Annotated in this window: 17 protein-coding genes; 5 read left to right on the top strand and 12 right to left on the bottom strand. The window is 60.9% G+C overall.

Going from position 1 to position 16,249, the window contains the following annotated elements:
* Nucleotides 1–31: 31 nt before the first annotated feature.
* Both NKH59_RS24400 and NKH59_RS24395 read right to left on the bottom strand, forming a co-directional pair.
* Nucleotides 32–802: a GntR family transcriptional regulator gene (locus NKH59_RS24400; RefSeq protein ID WP_352475026.1), complete on the bottom strand. Its 771-nt coding sequence runs from the start codon at nt 800–802 to the stop codon at nt 32–34.
* On the bottom strand, nt 799–1,674 hold the full coding sequence (locus tag NKH59_RS24395) for an ROK family protein (protein ID WP_352475028.1): 876 nt from the start codon (nt 1,672–1,674) through the stop codon (nt 799–801). Before NKH59_RS24395 ends, NKH59_RS24400 begins: the two co-directional genes overlap by 4 nt.
* Nucleotides 1,675–2,158: 484 nt before the next feature.
* Here NKH59_RS24395 and NKH59_RS24390 point away from each other — a divergent pair, with 484 nt between their 5' ends.
* Genes NKH59_RS24390 through NKH59_RS24380 form a run of 3 tightly spaced genes read left to right on the top strand, consistent with a single transcriptional unit; the run spans nt 2,159 to nt 5,253 of the window.
* Nucleotides 2,159–3,451 (top strand): ABC transporter substrate-binding protein, encoded by a 1,293-nt coding sequence (locus tag NKH59_RS24390; protein WP_352503538.1) that lies wholly within the window; start codon nt 2,159–2,161, stop codon nt 3,449–3,451.
* A 42-nt stretch (nt 3,452–3,493) separates the two neighbouring features.
* Nucleotides 3,494–4,384, top strand: coding sequence for a carbohydrate ABC transporter permease (locus NKH59_RS24385; protein ID WP_352503539.1), 891 nt, complete (start codon nt 3,494–3,496; stop codon nt 4,382–4,384).
* On the top strand, nt 4,381–5,253 hold the full coding sequence (locus NKH59_RS24380) for a carbohydrate ABC transporter permease (RefSeq protein WP_352503540.1): 873 nt from the start codon (nt 4,381–4,383) through the stop codon (nt 5,251–5,253). Before NKH59_RS24385 ends, NKH59_RS24380 begins: the two co-directional genes overlap by 4 nt.
* A gap of 458 nt (nt 5,254–5,711) precedes the next feature.
* Here NKH59_RS24380 and NKH59_RS24375 read toward each other — a convergent pair whose 3' ends face one another.
* Nucleotides 5,712–6,614: a LysR family transcriptional regulator gene (locus tag NKH59_RS24375; RefSeq protein WP_352503549.1), complete on the bottom strand. Its 903-nt coding sequence runs from the start codon at nt 6,612–6,614 to the stop codon at nt 5,712–5,714.
* 97 nt (nt 6,615–6,711) lie between these two features.
* On the opposite strand from NKH59_RS24375, the gene NKH59_RS24370 reads away from it, so the two are divergent.
* Together NKH59_RS24370 and NKH59_RS24365 are read left to right on the top strand one after the other, a co-directional pair.
* Entirely contained in the window at nt 6,712–7,560 is an 849-nt protein-coding gene (locus tag NKH59_RS24370) for an SDR family oxidoreductase (RefSeq protein ID WP_353023335.1), read from the top strand.
* Nucleotides 7,561–7,619: 59 nt separating this feature from the next.
* Entirely contained in the window at nt 7,620–8,042 is a 423-nt protein-coding gene (locus tag NKH59_RS24365) for a RidA family protein (protein ID WP_352503550.1), read from the top strand.
* 138 nt (nt 8,043–8,180) lie between these two features.
* Here the strand turns inward: NKH59_RS24365 and NKH59_RS24360 are convergent, their stop codons facing one another.
* The 9 genes from NKH59_RS24360 to NKH59_RS24320 form a co-directional block, all read right to left on the bottom strand.
* Nucleotides 8,181–8,489: a 3-methyl-2-oxobutanoate hydroxymethyltransferase gene (locus tag NKH59_RS24360; RefSeq protein WP_502906637.1), complete on the bottom strand. Its 309-nt coding sequence runs from the start codon at nt 8,487–8,489 to the stop codon at nt 8,181–8,183.
* Between the two features lie 236 nt (nt 8,490–8,725).
* On the bottom strand, nt 8,726–8,962 hold the full coding sequence (locus NKH59_RS33560; protein WP_502908717.1) for an aspartate/glutamate racemase family protein: 237 nt from the start codon (nt 8,960–8,962) through the stop codon (nt 8,726–8,728).
* A gap of 134 nt (nt 8,963–9,096) precedes the next feature.
* Nucleotides 9,097–10,329, bottom strand: coding sequence for a MalY/PatB family protein (locus tag NKH59_RS24350; protein WP_352923506.1), 1,233 nt, complete (start codon nt 10,327–10,329; stop codon nt 9,097–9,099).
* A 61-nt stretch (nt 10,330–10,390) separates the two neighbouring features.
* The gene (locus NKH59_RS24345) at nt 10,391–11,119 is read right to left on the bottom strand and encodes an amino acid ABC transporter ATP-binding protein (protein WP_502906638.1); all 729 of its coding nucleotides are present in this window, start codon (nt 11,117–11,119) and stop codon (nt 10,391–10,393) included.
* A gap of 63 nt (nt 11,120–11,182) precedes the next feature.
* On the bottom strand, nt 11,183–12,322 hold the full coding sequence (locus NKH59_RS24340; RefSeq protein WP_353023333.1) for an amino acid ABC transporter permease: 1,140 nt from the start codon (nt 12,320–12,322) through the stop codon (nt 11,183–11,185).
* 3 nt (nt 12,323–12,325) lie between these two features.
* The gene (locus NKH59_RS24335) at nt 12,326–13,513 is read right to left on the bottom strand and encodes an amino acid ABC transporter permease (RefSeq protein WP_353023332.1); all 1,188 of its coding nucleotides are present in this window, start codon (nt 13,511–13,513) and stop codon (nt 12,326–12,328) included.
* Nucleotides 13,514–13,583: 70 nt separating this feature from the next.
* Complete coding sequence (locus tag NKH59_RS24330) at nt 13,584–14,597, bottom strand: amino acid ABC transporter substrate-binding protein (RefSeq protein WP_352923512.1); 1,014 nt, start codon at nt 14,595–14,597, stop codon at nt 13,584–13,586.
* Nucleotides 14,598–14,793: 196 nt separating this feature from the next.
* Nucleotides 14,794–15,756, bottom strand: a complete 963-nt coding sequence (locus tag NKH59_RS24325) for a LysR family transcriptional regulator (protein ID WP_352923514.1) — start codon at nt 15,754–15,756, stop codon at nt 14,794–14,796.
* A 188-nt stretch (nt 15,757–15,944) separates the two neighbouring features.
* Nucleotides 15,945–16,190 carry a hypothetical protein gene (locus tag NKH59_RS24320; RefSeq protein ID WP_502908718.1) on the bottom strand — a complete coding sequence of 82 codons (246 nt, stop codon included), beginning with the start codon at nt 16,188–16,190 and terminating at the stop codon, nt 15,945–15,947.
* Nucleotides 16,191–16,249 lie beyond the last annotated feature (59 nt).

Raw genomic sequence — 16,249 nt, 5'->3', positions numbered from 1 at the left:
ACTCCTGTTATGTGTCGGCTTCGGTAATGGCTCAGCTTCTTGCAGTTGGCGCGGCGCGACCGGCACGCAGCGTCGAGCGGATTTCGTAGCGGTCGCCCCGCATGACCGAGACGGTGAATTCGAACGGCCCACGCTCGTCGGTGGTGATGCGCTCGACCACGAAAGCGGGGCTCCCCGCAGGCAGATCGAGCAACTCGGCATCCGCCGTCCCGACCGCGCCAACACGGTAGTTTTCGCGCGCCGCTACCGGCACGATGCCGTAATGGCGTTCCAACGCTTCGTAGAGCGAGCCCTGCAACAGGCCGGCATCGAGAAAGCCCGGCACGCGCGCGGCCGAGAGTTGCGCAGTCTGAATACCGATCGGTTCGTTGTTGCCGAGCCTGAGCCGCCGGATGCGCACCACCGGATCGCCCTCCTCGATCTCCAGCGCTCCGGCCACGGCGGCATTGGCGGTGGTCAGGCTGCAGTCGAGCAATCGCGAGCCGGCGACCACGCCCATATTGCCCATTTCCTGCGTGAAGCTGGTGAGTTCGCGGGTGCCGGCGACCAGCGTGGTGGAGCGCACGAAGGTGCCACGGCCATGTTCGCGCCTGAGCAGTCCGTGCTCCTCAAGATTACGCAGCGCGTGGCGCAGCGTGATGCGGCTCACCCCGAATAGGGCGCACAGTCTGTCTTCGGCCGGAATCTGGTGGCCGGTCGCCCACTCGCCACTCTTCACGACGGCGCGGATGGCCTCTTCCACCTGATACCAGAGCGGCTCGGGCCTTCGGCGGTCGGGCAGCTGGAAGCTAACTTGGCTCATCTTATCTGCCTCCACTGTGCTCCGGCGAGACCGGCCAGCGAGGCGCCGACGAGACCGGCGCGGGAGCCAAATTCGCCGGACCGCAGCACGACATCGCGCAGATGCGGCGGCAGCTGACGCCGCAATGCCGCAAGCAGCCTCGGTCCAACGACGTCCAGCGCATCGGCAAGCCCGCCGGAAATCAGGACCGCCTGGGTGTCAAGCAGCGCGACCGCACCCGCCAAGGCAGTACCCAGCCGGCGCGCCGGCAGCTCCAATGCGTCAAGGGCGGCCGTCTTGCCACCCCGGGCCGCCTCGACCAGCCTGCCGCCATTGGCAAGCCCGATCTGGCGCGCCGCGGCGTCGAATGCCCGCCCGGAAGCGAAGCGCTCCAGCCAGCCGCCGCGGTCGTCGCCTTCATCCTCGATGTCGGCGCAGGCCCAGCCGAATGAGCAAGCGCCGCCACGTACGCCGGCGACGATGTGGTTATTGGCCAGAACGGCGGAGCCGATACCGGTGCCGATCGCCAGCAGGATGGCATCGGACAGGTCTTTTGCGGCACCTTCGACCGCTTCGGCCAGCATGGCGACCTGCGCGTCATTGCCAACGGCAACGCGCAGCCGAGGAAACAAGGCCGCGATGTCGATGCCGTCGAGATAGGGCAGGTTCGGAATCCAGCGGCAGACCGAGCCCTCGACAAGCCCCGGCACCGCTAAGCCAAGTGCCTCGACCGGACCGGCCTCGGCGCGCAACGCACCGACGCGGGCGACGAAGGCATCAAGACTTGCTGGTGCGGGCTCGCGGCTGAGCATCTCCAGCCAGCGAACATCGCCGGTATGGATAGCGGCGCGCAAGTTGGTGCCGCCAAGATCGATGGCCAGAACGCGTGTCATCGAGAGCGACTCCGACTGGCTGCCGCCCGGTCCTCGGAGCGCCAGGTCCACGACGCCACGGCGTCGTCGGCTCTGGTCGGCAGTGCGGTACAGACTCCGGTGCACGCGGCGCCAAAGCCGATCGGGCTGAGCGCAGCGTGTCGATGAACCATGCTTCGTCTCCCATTCGACATCGGCATCCTTTGCAAGCGGCGCCCGGCAGCCGAGAGGCTGCCTGTCTCCGCCGCGGCAACGAAAAGCGCCTCAGTGTCATTATAACGACACGACTTCGATCGCAAGAGGTTTTGGGGATAGCCAGAAGTGAGAAACAGCTCGAGCCATCGCATCTAAACTCCTGTTTATTATCTGTGATCTCCCTTCACAAAATCGGAGTAAGAAACCGCTGCAACGCCGGCAGGAGCTCTCCACGAAGATAGCGCTTGCATCGTTGCTTCGGGTTGTCATAACGTCATGGACATCGCTGTGTGGCTATGCGGAGGGTCGCATGTCTTTGGCTTGGATTTCGAAACTGGCACTTGCTGCAGGGTTGTTGGCCTCGCCCACCATTGGTTGGGCCCAATCGGTCAACATCTCCTATCTGACCCACTGGTCGCCCGAAACGGTCGCTTTGCTGGACGCCGCGGCCAAGGACTACGCCAAGAGCAATCCCGATGTGACCGTCACCGTGCGCGCCGTCCCCTTCGGCGATCTCCTGACGACGCTGCGTTCCCAGGGCGGCAGCTCGGACGGGCCGACGATCGGCGGCATCTATGATTTGTGGCTGCCCGAGCTGGCGCGAGACAAGCTGGTCGCGCCGGCCCCCGATGCGATTGCCGGCGAGGTCAAGAGTGCGTGGCCGGCCGGTGTCGTCAGTGCGGCCTCTGTTGGCGCCACGCTTTACGGCATTCCAAACGAGATCGACGTCTACGCGCTGAACTACAACAAGGAGCTGTTCAAACGGGCAGGCATCACAGCCGCGCCGAAGACCTGGTCCGAATTGAAGGATGCGGCCCAGAAGCTGACCAGGAAAGATGCCGGCCAGCAAGGCTTCGGCATGATCAATTCCTGGGCGGCGGGCGTCGTCCATCCCTTCGCCTCGCTGCTGGTCTCCAATGGCGGCGAGCTGGTCAAGGACGGCAAACCGATGCTCGACAGTCCTCAAGCCGGTGAGACTTTCCAGCTTTACGAGGACCTGATCAAGTCCGGCGCCAGCGATCCGGCGATGGCCACGGCCGACGCCAACACAACCGGCCCCTTCCTAGACAATTTCGTCTCCGGCAAGACCGGCATGATCATCATGGCCAACTGGTGGGAAAGCGCATTGAAGAGCGGCATGGGCGACAAGTTCTCCAATATCGCCACCGCACCCATCCCGGTCGGTCCGAGCGGCGACAAGCCGCACTCGATCTCCTATTCATGGATGACCGTCGTCAACGCCAATGCCGGTCAGGCCGAGCAAAAAGCGGCATGGGATTTCCTGGTATGGCTGAACAGTCCGAAGTCCGGCAAGAACGGCGCATCGGCAATGTCGGATATTCTGATGTCGATGGGCATCCTGCCGACGCGGACCTCCGACATCGAAGCCCATAAGGACAAGCTCGGTTCCGAGTTCCTGTCCGGCTATGTCAGCGTGCTTGCTGACGCCAAGCCCTTCCCTGTCGTCCCGGGCGGCCAGGAGTTCAGCGAATCGCTGCAGCAGACGCTCGAGGCGTTGCAGTATGGGCAGCTCTCGGCCAAGGATGCGCAGGCGAACGCGCAGGCCGATGCCGTCTCGATCCTGGAGCGTGCCGCCAAATAGCGAAGGCGCTGTTCGAGAGCCCGACGCTTTGGAAGCAGAGCGATGATCAAGAGCTATCGTGCCTCGGTGGGCATCATGCTGGCGCCCGCCGTGACACTGATTGGCGTTTTCATCCTGCTGCCGATGCTGCTCACCATCTGGCTGTCATTCCAGGACTGGTCGACGCAGACGCCTTTTTCCAATGCGAGCTTCATCGGCTTCGACAATTTTCGCGAAATATTCGGGCCGACCTCGGTCGGGCGGGATTTCAAGCGAGCGCTGCTCAACACCGCCATCTACACGGCATTGTCGGTGATGCTCATCCTGCCCCTTTCGGTAGTGTTCGGCTTGATGGTCCACCAGCGCGATGTCGCAGGCGGTACGGCGCTGCGGACCGTGTTGTTTTCCACCTACATGGTGCCGATGATCGCCGTGACGCTGGTCTGGTCGAAGCTCTATTCGCCGAGCGAGGGGCCGCTCAACCAGGTGCTCGGTCTCGCCGGCATCGGCCCGCAACTCTGGTTGTCCTCGCCAAGATCGGCGTTGATCTCGATCGTCGTCCTCAATGTCTGGCAGCAGATCGGCTATTTTACGGTGCTGGCCGTTGCCGGGCTGACCCAGATCCCAGGCAGTCTTTACGAGGCGGCGACGCTTGACGGCGCCAACCGGCGCGAACAGTTCCGCTTCATCACCTTGCCGCTATTGAGCCGCACGCTCTTGTTCAGCGCCGTCATTGCCATCATCAACGCCGTGCAAGTGTTCGAGCCGGTGGCGCTGATCACCCAAGGCGGGCCGGTCGGCTCGACCAACGTGCTGACCTACCATATCCGCCGAGTCGGCATCGAGCGGGCACAAGGCGGGCTGGGCTCGGCCATGGCAGTGATGCTGATGCTGTCGCTGATCGTCATTGTGTGTGCGCTGTTTGCATTCGCCAACCGGAAGGATGACGAATGAGCGCGCCGGGCCGCTCAGCATCGAGCCGGTTGGCGCGCAAACGCCTGGCGGGCCGCAGAGCACTGCTCGCCACGCTGATGCTGCTGGTTGCCGTGGCCTCCGCCTTCCCGCTGTTGTGGATGGTGCTCTCCAGCCTGAAAACGCCGGCCGAAACCATGCAGGTGCCGCCGGTGTGGATACCGCGCACGCCGACCCTCGAAGCGTACGAGAAAGTGTCCGGCGTCATCAATGTCGGTCGCTCGATGTGGAATTCGCTCGTGATCGCCACGATCACCACCGCCGGCATTCTGGTCACCAGCATGATGGCTGGTTACGCCTTCGCCAAGCATCACTTTCCCGGCCGCTCACTGCTGTTTTCGGTGCTGATCGCCACCATGTTCCTGCCGCCGATCGTCACGCTGATCCCGCTTTACCGTCTCGTCGGATCAATCGGCCTGAACGCCAGCCTTGCCGGTATTATCGTGCCCAATCTCGCCAATGCGTTTGGCATTTTCCTGATGCGCCAGTTTATAGCCGGCGTGCCCGACGATCTGATCGACGCAGCGCGGATGGATGGGGCGTCGGAACTCCTGATCCTGTTCAAGATCGTCGCGCCGAGCGTGGCGCCGGCAATCGCGGCACTGGCGCTGTTTGCCTTCGTCTATCACTGGAATAGCTATCTCTGGCCGCTGACCGTTCTACAGGGCAATGCACACGAATATCCGATCGTCATCAGCCTTAGTCGCCTGCTCAGCTACAACAGAGGCGCTCTCAACACGGGACTGGTGATGGCTGGCGCGACGCTTGCCGTGCTCCCGCCACTGGTGCTCTTCGTCTTCCTGCAGCGCTTCTTTGTGGATTCGATCGTCGGCCCGGCGGTCAAGGGATAGCGTGGGCGGCACTGCCGGCATCCGTCTGGCTGTCATCGGGACGCGCTGGTGCGCTGAACGGAGCTAAGCAGATGACCGCGTTCTGAGAGCCATCAGTTCATCAGTACAACTGGCCGCGAATGCCTCCACCACGTTAGCTGCAACTAGTGAATCGCACGCTTGGTACCCGCCCCAGGCCGTTTTCACAGCTCCCAGAAAAGCGGCGCGGCCCTGCTCGTTTGCAGACGTTCGGAAGGTCACGGGAAGGTAGTGATTGGACCCTGCGTTTAACGGTGACCTGCCTCATCTCGGGAAACTAGCCCCGATCGAGGAATTTGCGCCCCGCGAGAAGCTCTCGCTCGAATAGTTGCTCGAACTCATGCGACGCGAGCTGGGTCAGAGCAGGACCGCGATCTTCAGCTGTTCGCTTCGCCCCGCTGCGGCTATTCCGCGCGAGGGCGTCGGCTTCGTTGATCTGGTTAGGGTTCTTTCTTCCGCAGGTCCTTTACAACATCGAGAAAAGCCCGCAGGGCGGGCGGCACGGCTCGATGTCCGGGGTAGTAGACCGCAACTTCTTCCGGTGCTGGCGTCCACGCGGTCAGGACCTTGCGTAGCCGGCCATCGGACAACGCGGCTTCGGCGGCCCAATCCGCCACATAGGCGATGCCCAGACCCTCTATTGCGGCTTCGACCATCAGTTCCTCGTCATCAAGGACGATGGGGCCGTTTGCCCCGATCACCAGTTCCTGGCCTGCGCGTTCGAACTCCCATCGATAGAGCTTGCCGCTGGGCATACGGTGGCCGATGCAATGGTGGCGTTGCAATTCCTCGGGCGTTCCCGGCTCCCCGAAGCGATCGAGATAGGCGGGTGACGCGATACAGATGAACGTCAACGCGCGTGCAAACGGCACGGCGATCATGTCTTTGGGAATTGATGTGATGAGGCGCGCGCCGGCATCGAACCCGCTGGACACGATATCGATGAGCCGTCCCTCGACGACGATGTCCACGGTCACGTCCGGATGGCGCTCCGCCATCTGCGGAAGAACCGCGCGAACGAGAAGCCCGGCCACCAATCGCGGTGCGTTGATGCGGACCGTTCCTGCGACATTGCCCCGGAACCCCGCGACGCTGTCGAGCGCCTCGTCCAGCGAGGCGAGCGCCGGCTGAAGACGGTCGAGCAACCGGAACCCGGCTTCTGTCGGCGAGACGCTGCGTGTGGTGCGGTTCAGAAGTCGCACGCCCATGCGTTCCTCGAGCGCACGCATCGCATGGCTCAATGTGGAAGGTGCCGTGCCGATCTCGTCCGCTGCGCGGCGGAAGCTACGGTATGTGGCAACGGCGACGAAGGCGGTGAGATCGTTGAGCGACGGGCGGGGCATTGATGGGGATTTTGCATTGTCCCATGCCGATTTCAACGGCTAATGCGCGCAATGCGATTGCCCTATCTCCTGCCTGGATCAATTGGAGAAATGAGAAATGGAAAAGGCCTGGCTCATAACGGGTGTGTCTTCTGGTCTAGGCCGGCTGCTGGCGGAGAAGACCCTGATCAGGGGAGACCGCGTCGTCGGTGCCAGTCGCAGCGAGGACGCACTTCCCGACCTGCGTGCAAGTTACCCCGAACGGCTCCGCATCGTCGCAATGGACCTCAAGGACCAGAGCTCGGTCCGCGCCGCGGTCGACCGGGCCTTCGCGGCATCCGCTCGGATCGACATCGTCGTAAGCAATGCTGGCTATGGCCTGCTCGGCGCGGCTGAAGAGGCTGGCGATGTGCAGGTTCGGGACATCATCGACACCAATCTCATCGGCTCGATCACGCTCATCCAGGCGGCGTTGCCGCATCTGCGCAGCCAGGGTGGTGGTCGGATTCTACAGGTATCGAGCGAGGGAGGCCAGATCGCCTATCCGGCTTTCAGCCTCTATCACGCGACCAAGTGGGGTATCGAGGGGTTCGTCGAATCCGTGGCGCAGGAGGCTGCTCCCTTCGGCATCGAATTCAGCCTTGTGGAACCCGGGCCGGCGCGGACCGGGTTCGGCGACAATCTCGCGCGGACCAAGCCGCTTGCGGCCTATGAGGGAACCCCCGCCGATCAGGTCCGCGAGGCGCTCCATGGGTCTTGGGTAATCAAGGGCGACCCCGACCGCATGACGGACGCAATGATCAGGCTTGCCGATCAGGATGCTCCGCTCCCGAAACGGCTGGTGCTCGGTGCCGAGGCCTATGCCGGCATCCGCAAGGCACTCGGCGGACGCATCGAGGAGCTCGACCGGCAGAATGACATCGCGGTTGCGGCGGATTTCACAGACGAGGAGTTGGCGCGGCTGTGACCCCCGGCTCCGGCCCGCTGCTCGTGCCCACCTCTTATCAAGACAGAAAGGAACTTGAGATGCCTACACGTGACGCCGTCTACCCGGCCAACCGGCACGCGTTATACGATATCCACCGCTATTCCGCAGCCATTCGGTCCGGCGATCTTCTCTTCGTGTCGGGTCAGGTCGGGAGCCGTGAGGACGGCTCGCCCGAGCCCGTATTCGAGGATCAGGTTCGACGGGCCTTCGCCAATCTGCGCGCGGTCTTGGCGGCCGCCGGGTGCAGCTTCGACGACGTCGTCGACGTCACAACGTTCCACACCAACCCGGACGAACAGATCGAGACAGTTCTGGCCGTCCGAGCGGAAGAAATCGGTGCACCTCCCTACCCGAACTGGACCGCAGTGGGCGTCAATTGGCTTGCGGGCTTCGATTTCGAGATCAAGGTCATCGCCCGCATCCCTTCGACGACGAGCAGCCAGCCGGCGGACAAGCGCTGATCGCTCGCCCTGCAGTTCTGTATTGGCTATTTGGGGCCGAAGGCAGCCTGTCAGCTCTTGTGTCCGGAGCGGAGATAGCTGACCTCCACCTGCGAGAACCGAGGTCGTGAACTGACCAAACAGATTAGGTTCGTTCGGTCAGCGTACCGCAAGGGAATCTCGCAGCCTGTTGTGTATCTTGGCTTTATAGTTCGAGAGAGGCGCTGAAGGTCGAGAACTCTTCATCTGTGATCGGGACCACGTGCTGCGGCTCGGGTAAGCGCCCGCCTGCACGTCGGATACGAGCTCGCGATAGGCGGCAATACGCTCGCCTTGCAGCCGCTCATATTCGGCGGCGAAGTTGCGGTAGGTCTTGGCGTGGCGGGGCCTGTGGCCAGCGGTGTGGCCAAGCATGTCCTCGCTGAACAAATACTGCGCGTCGGCATTTGGGCCGGCGCTCATGATCATCTGTATTCCGGGCGATCAGTTCGGCGACCGGTCGGAGACCACCTCCAGCTCGGCGCCAAAGCAGCCTATGCCTCCACCTTCGCGTATGAGCTCCGAAATTCGTTCGGAGGCACCACTTTCAGATCTCTCCAACTCGAGGACCGGGATGTCGGAGGCAAGCACGCGCCGGAAGCGACGGGAGAACCCGTAACGGCGAATGTTGTCTTCAATCAGTCGCGCGGAACGCGACAGAGTGGTCACGACACAGAAGCTGTGAGCGACAAGGCTGACGGATGAAGCGAAGCCTTGCCTATACCGATGACGGGCTTGGTAGCGATGGCCCTTTCCGCGTCGAGACCCGTTTCGTCTAAGCAGGCAATGATATGGGCGTCGACATTGTCCATTTCCGCCGCGACCACCTGCTTGAGCAGGCCCGCTACGGAGAGTGCACCGTCAAATGGCCCTTCGATCGCTTCAGGTCCAGCCGTTGGCATGCACGCCCACTATCTCGTCCCTGGGCCTGTCACCGCCATGGCGGCTGCGACGATCCCGCTGGTCATCGAAGCGGTCGTGTTGGGATTGATGATGGCAATTCGCATTCGGGGCATCCTGGCTTGGTTCCGCTCAGTCACAAGGACGCCAGCGCGCTGGACATCCGCTCCAGCCCTCGGCGCAGCAGGGGACGCGGGCAGCCGACATTCAGGCGGATGAAACCTTCGCCGCCAGGCCCATAGACGCGGCCGTCATACAGATTGACGCCGGCCTGATCGACAAAGAACTTCTGAATTCCACCCACTCTACGATCGAGCGCGCACGCGTCCAGCCACACCAGAAACGATGCGTCGGGCCGCATGGGCGTAATGCCTGGAAGGTATTCGCCGGCGAAGTCACAAACCAGATCAATGTTGCTGGCGATGTAGGGTGTGAGTTGATCGAGCCAGGGCGCGCCGGTGCTGTAGGCAACCTCCAGGGCCAGGCGGCCGAAAAAGTTTGCATTTACCATGAATGAGGCCTGCATCGCGGCAAGAAGCTGCTCGCGGCGCTTTTTGCTCGCCACCGCAATGGTTGCCGAAGGCACCCCGGCGAGGTTGAAAGTCTTCGTCGGAGCGGTGCAGATGAACGACTTCTCCGCGGCATCGTCCGAGATGGAAGAGAAGACGATGTGCGGGTGGTCCGACAACCTTATGTCGCAGTGAATGTCGTCGGATATGACCAAAATCCCATGGCGCTCACAAATGTCGTTCAGCGCTGTCAGTTCTTCGAGTGTCCAGGCCATTCCGGCAGGATTGTGAGGATTGCACAGCAGGAACACCTTGGCGCCGCCGGCCGCCAGTTTCTCGAAGTCTTCCAGATCGAGTTCATACCTGTTGTTTTGCAGCCTCAGCCGGTTCGTGAGCAGAATCCGGCCATTTCCCTGAACCACTTCGAAATAGGGCGAGTACACGGGTGACTGAACGATGACGCCGTCACCAGGCTTCGTGAAGGTTCGCAGTATCGCAGCGACCGACGGCATGATCGCCGGCGCGGGGAGCAGGGTCTCCAGCATCGGCGACCAGTTGTGCCGGCGTGTGAACCACGATTGCACGATCTCATAGTGGCGCGGATCGCGGCGTGTGTAGCCGTAAATGCCATGGTCCGCGGCCTCGCGCAGCCGCGCGATGACGGTTTCCGGAGCACGGAAATCCATATCCGCTGTCCATAGGGAGAGCAGGTCCTGGCCTTGCACCTGAGGAGAGAACTCGTCCCACTGGTTGGCCCATTTGACGGATCCGAATTGCTGGCGGTCGTGGATTTGGTCGAAATCTATTCCCACAATATTTTGTTGCCCAACCGCCGATGCGGGCGTGTCTGCACAAGCCATTTGATACTCACCTGGAAAATCTACTGCCACGGTTACGGCCGCTTTGCGTCTGCGGACTTCCCTATTTGAGGATTTGCGCCAGAAACTGCCGCGCTCGTTCCGACCGGGAGTTGGTGAAGAACTGATGGGGCGTGTTGATCTCGACGATCTCCCCGCGGTCCATGAACACCACGCGATCAGCCACCTCCCGCGCGAAGCCCATTTCATGCGTGACGCACAGCATCGTCATACCTTCACCGGCGAGCGACACCATCGTGTCGAGCACCTCCTTGACCATCTCCGGATCGAGGGCAGAGGTTGGCTCGTCGAAGAGCATGATCTTCGGGTTCATGCAGAGAGCCCGGGCAATTGCAGCACGTTGCTGCTGGCCACCCGACAGCTGACCCGGGTAGCTGTCCGCCTTTTCCGCAATTCTGACGCGCTCCAGATAATGGCGCGCCAATTCCTCAGCTGCCGTCCGCGGCATCTTCCTCACCCAAACAGGCGCAAGCGTGCAATTCTCAAGCACCGTGAGGTGGGGAAACAGATTGAAGTGCTGGAAAACCATCCCGACATTGCTGCGGACTTCATCGATCTTGCGCAGATCCTCGGTTACCGCTTTGCCGTCGACGATGATCTCGCCCGACTGATGCTTCTCGAGATGGTTGACGCACCGGATCATCGTCGATTTGCCCGACCCCGAGGGGCCGCAGATCACAATGCGCTGCCCCTGTGGCACCGACAGGTTGATGTTCCTGAGCGCATGGTATGAAGCGAACCATTTGTTGACGTCACGCAGTTCAATGGCCATCGCCTTGTTGAAGGGCTGTCCCTTCGTCGATGCGTACATTGCTTGTGGCATCATCGTCGCGTCCTAAGATTTGTGGCCGCGCGCCAATTGGCGCTCCATCGATTGCGAGTAACGGGACATGCCGAAGCAAAAGCCCCAGTAGACCAGTCCCGCAAAGAGGTAGCCGGTTGATGAGATCGTCGGGCCTGCCCAGTTCGGATCGACGCGCGCCGTTTCGATGGCTTTCAGGAAATCCGCGATGCCGACGATGGCGACCAGAGTCGTGTCTTTGAACAGACCGATGAAGGTGGAGACGATGCTCGGTATGACGATCGTCAACGCCTGGGGGAGGACGATCAGGCGCATTATGTCGAAGTAGCTGATCCCAAGCGCCTTCGCCGCCTCGTATTGGCCCTTCGGGATCGCCTGAAGGCCGGCCCTCACAACTTCGGCCATATAGGCGGACGAGAACAGCGCTATCGCCATGAGCGGGCGCAGGAGACGATCAGGCGTCAGATAGTCCGGGACGAAGAGCGGCATCATGAAGTTCGCCATGAACAATACCGTGATAAACGGCACCCCCCGGACGACTTCGATGAATGTGACGCAAACCGCCTTGACGAAAGGGAGTTCGGACCTGCGTCCAAGCGCCAGGATAACCCCGATCGGAAGCGAGACGACGATGCCCACAATCGACATCAGCAGCGTGATCAGGAGACCGCCCCAGAGCGTCGTATCGATGACAGACAAATGGAGCCAGGCGACCCCGCGCACGAGAACGAACGCGGCAACGGGGTAGACAAGGAAGAATAGCAACGCCGCCACTTTGCGCCGCGGAGCCTTCGTCCACAGGAGCCAAACGATGAGGATGGCGCCGATAGCCTGTGCGAGATCAACGCGCCACCGCTCGGAAGCCGGGTACGCGCCGTATCGCAGGTAATCGAACTTCTCGGCAATGAAAGGCCAGCAAGCTCCTTGGCTGTTCGTGCGGCAAGCCTCGCGACCGCCGCTCCAGACCGCGTCGAAGATCGCAAAGCTCAGAAAGTGACGCAGCAGCCACACGGCGAAGAGGAGAAAGCATATTGTCAGCGCGCCTGAAGACGGCGTCGAAAACAGATTTTTTTTCATCCAGGTCACTGGACTTGGCCAAACGTCAGCGGGGGGCGCCATCGCTGGTATGAGCGCGCTGCTGACAACTGGCGAATGCATGGACTGATCGCTCATGCGTCACCTCTCGACGATCGCAAAATGTCGGTTACACGCGTTCATGGCCAACGACGTGGCAAGGGAGATAACGAGATAGACGGACAAGGTGATCGCCATGACCTGGACGGCGGCGCCGGTCTGGTTGAGTACCGTCCCGGCAAAGATCTGAACGAGGTCGGGATAGCCAATGAACACCGCAAGCGACGAGTTCTTGATTAGATTGAGATACTGGCTTGTCAAAGGCGGGATGATAATACGCAGCGCCTGCGGAACAACGACAAGGCGAAGCGTCTTGCCCGGCGCCAGCCCCAGCGCATACGCAGCCTCGCTCTGGCCCTTTGGCACTGCCTGGATGCCACTCCGGACAATCTCGGCGATGTAGGATCCGGTGTAGACCGACAGACCGATCAGGAGAGCGGCAAACTCTGGATAGAGTTGATGTCCGCCTTGAAAGTTGAAACCCCGCAGCTGCGGCGCGACAAACGAGACCGGCTCGCCAGCCGCCAGGAACACGATCAGCGGAAATCCTATCAAGGTCGCCAGGCTGACCAAGAATACCGGCAGCTGCTTGCCAGTTCGTTTCTGGACACTCTTGGCGCGGAACCAGAATGCAATGCAGCAGAAAACGGCCGTTACCAATGCCAGGCCCACAAGCCCCGCCCCCGGATGCCACTGGATCTCCGGAATGATGAGGCCGCGATTGTTGAGGTAGATGCCGCCGGGGATGGCGATGGACGCCTTCGGGGAAGGCAACGGCTTGAGGACGGCGTTGTACCAGAACAGCAGCTGCAGCAATAACGGGACATTGCGCACAAGCTCGACATAGGCGGTCGCCACCTTCGAAACGATCCAGTTCGGCGAGAGGCGGGCAACGCCGATGACGAAGCCAAGCAAGGTGGCCAGCAAGATTGCGAGGAAGCTGACGTAGAGGGTATTGACCACTCCCACCCAGAAGGCCTGACCGTAGGTGGATAGTGCATCGTACGGTATCAGGGTTTGATTGATGTCGAAGCCGGCAGCCTCACCCCAAAAATCGAATGAGAGCGGAATCCCCCGGACCCGCATATTCGATGCGGTCTGCATGCCGATGCCCAGAGCCAATGCCAACAGGCAACCTGCGAGCAAGAGCTGGTAGAAAACGCCGCGCACTTTCGTATCGTGCAGCGATAGGCTCCTGCGCGAGGGCGCTGGAAGCGACAAATCGGACATGGCGTGTTCCTATCGGGATCTGTGCAAGGCGCTGGCGGTAACGCGCAAGCGCCTTGCAACCATGCTTTGCCTAGCGAATCGGCGGAGCGTACTGAACGCCGCCTTTGTTCCAGAGCGCGTTCATGCCGCGCTCCATTTTCAGCGGGGAGTCCTTGCCGACATTCCGATCAAACACTTCGCCGTAGTTACCGACCTGTTTGATCACCTCGACCGGCCAGTCGTCGCCGAGCCCGATGTCCTTGCCGATGCTGCCTTCCACGCCAAGCAGACGGCGGATGCTGGGATTGTCCGACGACTTCATCGCATCAACGTTTTTGGAGGTGACCCCGTATTCTTCGGAGGCCACCATGACGTAAAGCGTCCACTTCGCCACATTGAACCACTGGTCGTCTCCCTGCCGCACTGCCGGGCCAAGCGGCTCCTTGGAGATCAGTTCGGGAAGAACGATGCTGTCGTCCGGCTTGGCCATGCGAAGCCGCGATGCGTTCAAGGTAGAGGTGTCCGCCGACAGGACGTCGCAACGCCCCTCCTCGTAAGCCTTCACGACAGCTTCCTCGTCGGCGAAACCAACCGTGGTGTACTTGATCGACTGCGAGCGAAAATAGTCGGCAAGGTTCAACTCGGTCGTGGTGCCTTGGGTGACGCAAATCGATGCGCCCTCGAGCCCCTTGGCTGATGTGATGTTGTCCGCCTTGCGCACCATAAATCCCTGACCGTCATAGAAGTACGTCCCCGCAAAAAGTATGCCGAGAGACGTATCGCGCGACGATGTCCATGTTGCGTTGTGTGCAAGAATGTCGATCTCCCCCGACTGCAAGGCGGTGAAGCGATCTTTTGGCGTCAATGGGATGAACTTAACCTTTTGCGCATCCCCGAGCACGGCAGCGGCCACGGCGCGACAATAGTCGACCACAAATCCGGTCCATTTGCCTTCATTATCGGGAAGGCTGAAGCCAGCCGTGGCCGAATTTGTGCCACACGTCAGCAGGCCATTTTTCTTGACATTGTCGAGGGTTGCGGACCACGCCGAGGAGGCGGTGCACGCGATAGCGAGGGCAAGTAGGCCCTTAAACGTCGATCTCATTTCGGTATTCCCCTGTTTTTGTTGAAGGGAATGTGGCCTCAAGTATGACTATTCGTCAAATTGACTGTTCTCATTGCGAAAATGAGCGTCATTCATAATTGAGGAGGCGCTCGCTCTCGGGTGAAAGGGAGCTTGAGTGCTGATCGGGCTAGTTTGCTTGGGGCGGGCTAATCGAATGAGCGACGGCGCGCGCGACCTATGGTGCAGCCAACCCCGGTGCTCCGACGGTTGACCCTTGGTCTCTCTCGGTCCGCGACTCGTTGTAGATGCTCATGATTATTTCCCGGAGCCATTTGGTACCCGGGTCATTCGCCATCTGGCGGTGAACAATGAGCCAGGCATTCACATTCGATATGGCAAGGGGCGGCGGGACCAACGTCACCTCACTCCTCTCGTCCAGAATTTGCAGGATGGCATCGCCGCAATGGGTAATCAGTTCAGTGCCGCGAAGCGCCCAGGGCAGCACCAGATAATTCGAGATGGTCGCAACGACATTGCGCCGGAGACCATGCTGCTTGAGGGCGGCATCCGCGAGGCCTTCTGCCAGACCATCTGCGGAAATCTGCAGGTGAGAACTGGCCAAATATGTTTCCAGTGTCATTGCGTTCCTGGCGATCTTGCTTCCACTCCACACCGCGCAAAACAATTGATCCTGGCCAAGCTCCACCTTCAAGAGACTTGGGTCGTCGCGTATTGCCGCTCCCGTCAGTGCACAGTCGACTTGTCTCAAATAGACCGATGAACCGATTTCGGGTCCGTTTGCGGGAATGACGTTCAGCGTCGCGCCAGGCGCTTGCCTCGAAAATTCCCGTATGAGCCCTGGGATGAATATCATGGCGTGATAGTCAGTGAGTCCCACGCGAAAGTTGCGTCGCGTCGTTGCTGGATTGAAGATCTGATGCCGGTCGATCGATGCGCGGATAATCGCCAGCGCGGCAGAAATATCCGACAGCAGCTCAACCGCCCGAGGCGTTGGCCGCATCTCGCCTCCATCTCTCGTGAACAATTCGTCCTGCAATAAATACCGAAGTTTTGATAGGGAATGACTTACAGCTGATTGTGTTCTTCCCAATTCGGCAGCTGCGCGCGTTACGCTCCTTTCACGCATCATCACGTCGAACACTCTCAGCAAATTGAGATCGATATCATCGAAACTCATGAGACCTCCCCCGTTTTCATCATGCCTCGCCTGCATGCTAACATCGCTTCCAACGCGCGAACGATGCCATGGCGAACAAATGCGACCCTTCGACCTGCGGGGTCAACGTTCCCTGTTGGGAAATCAATATGTTAGCGGAGGGTTCGCCAACCCATTTCCTTCGCATTCTCTCGTATGGTCTGGCTAACCTAAGGACCAGGGATGTCTACGACTCGCTGCCCCTTAGGCTGAGGCCAGACTGACCTGTTGGCGCTTCGGCTGCCGTGCCGAAACAGGGTGGCGAACTGGTCCACCGCCTGCCCGGCCCGCGCCAGAACCAGCGAATCTACGAGCTTGCCGTCGGCGAAGTCGCTGTCACTGCCATAGACGGCGCTCGGCACCGTCAGGGCGGAGTAAAAGCCAAACAGCGGGCGAAGCTGATGTTCGACTACCAGCGCGTGGCGCTGGCCACCACCCGTCGCGCCGATCAGGACCGGCCGGTCGACGAGCGCCA

This window comes from Mesorhizobium sp. M0998 (assembly GCF_040318885.1).
Lineage (GTDB): Bacteria > Pseudomonadota > Alphaproteobacteria > Rhizobiales > Rhizobiaceae > Mesorhizobium.
Note: the sequence above shows the minus strand (reverse complement) of the source record. Positions and strands in the feature narration are given on the sequence as shown.

What these genes read in the sequence shown, in the direction of transcription:
- NKH59_RS24385 (WP_352503539.1), top strand. Translation starts at nt 3,494, where the DNA reads ATGATCAAGAGCTATCGTGCCTCGGTGGGCATCATGCTGGCGCCCGCC.
- NKH59_RS24365 (WP_352503550.1), top strand. Translation starts at nt 7,620, where the DNA reads ATGCCTACACGTGACGCCGTCTACCCGGCCAACCGGCACGCGTTATAC.
- NKH59_RS24375 (WP_352503549.1), bottom strand. Translation starts at nt 6,614, where the DNA reads ATGCCCCGCCCGTCGCTCAACGATCTCACCGCCTTCGTCGCCGTTGCC.
- NKH59_RS24400 (WP_352475026.1), bottom strand. Translation starts at nt 802, where the DNA reads ATGAGCCAAGTTAGCTTCCAGCTGCCCGACCGCCGAAGGCCCGAGCCG.
- NKH59_RS24340 (WP_353023333.1), bottom strand. Translation starts at nt 12,322, where the DNA reads ATGAGCGATCAGTCCATGCATTCGCCAGTTGTCAGCAGCGCGCTCATA.
- NKH59_RS24390 (WP_352503538.1), top strand. Translation starts at nt 2,159, where the DNA reads ATGTCTTTGGCTTGGATTTCGAAACTGGCACTTGCTGCAGGGTTGTTG.
- NKH59_RS24330 (WP_352923512.1), bottom strand. Translation starts at nt 14,597, where the DNA reads ATGAGATCGACGTTTAAGGGCCTACTTGCCCTCGCTATCGCGTGCACC.
- NKH59_RS24350 (WP_352923506.1), bottom strand. Translation starts at nt 10,329, where the DNA reads ATGGCTTGTGCAGACACGCCCGCATCGGCGGTTGGGCAACAAAATATT.
- NKH59_RS24370 (WP_353023335.1), top strand. Translation starts at nt 6,712, where the DNA reads ATGGAAAAGGCCTGGCTCATAACGGGTGTGTCTTCTGGTCTAGGCCGG.
- NKH59_RS24325 (WP_352923514.1), bottom strand. Translation starts at nt 15,756, where the DNA reads ATGAGTTTCGATGATATCGATCTCAATTTGCTGAGAGTGTTCGACGTG.
- NKH59_RS24335 (WP_353023332.1), bottom strand. Translation starts at nt 13,513, where the DNA reads ATGTCCGATTTGTCGCTTCCAGCGCCCTCGCGCAGGAGCCTATCGCTG.
- NKH59_RS24345 (WP_502906638.1), bottom strand. Translation starts at nt 11,119, where the DNA reads ATGGCCATTGAACTGCGTGACGTCAACAAATGGTTCGCTTCATACCAT.
- NKH59_RS24395 (WP_352475028.1), bottom strand. Translation starts at nt 1,674, where the DNA reads ATGACACGCGTTCTGGCCATCGATCTTGGCGGCACCAACTTGCGCGCC.
- NKH59_RS24380 (WP_352503540.1), top strand. Translation starts at nt 4,381, where the DNA reads ATGAGCGCGCCGGGCCGCTCAGCATCGAGCCGGTTGGCGCGCAAACGC.
- NKH59_RS24360 (WP_502906637.1), bottom strand. Translation starts at nt 8,489, where the DNA reads ATGATCATGAGCGCCGGCCCAAATGCCGACGCGCAGTATTTGTTCAGC.
- NKH59_RS33560 (WP_502908717.1), bottom strand. Translation starts at nt 8,962, where the DNA reads ATGCCAACGGCTGGACCTGAAGCGATCGAAGGGCCATTTGACGGTGCA.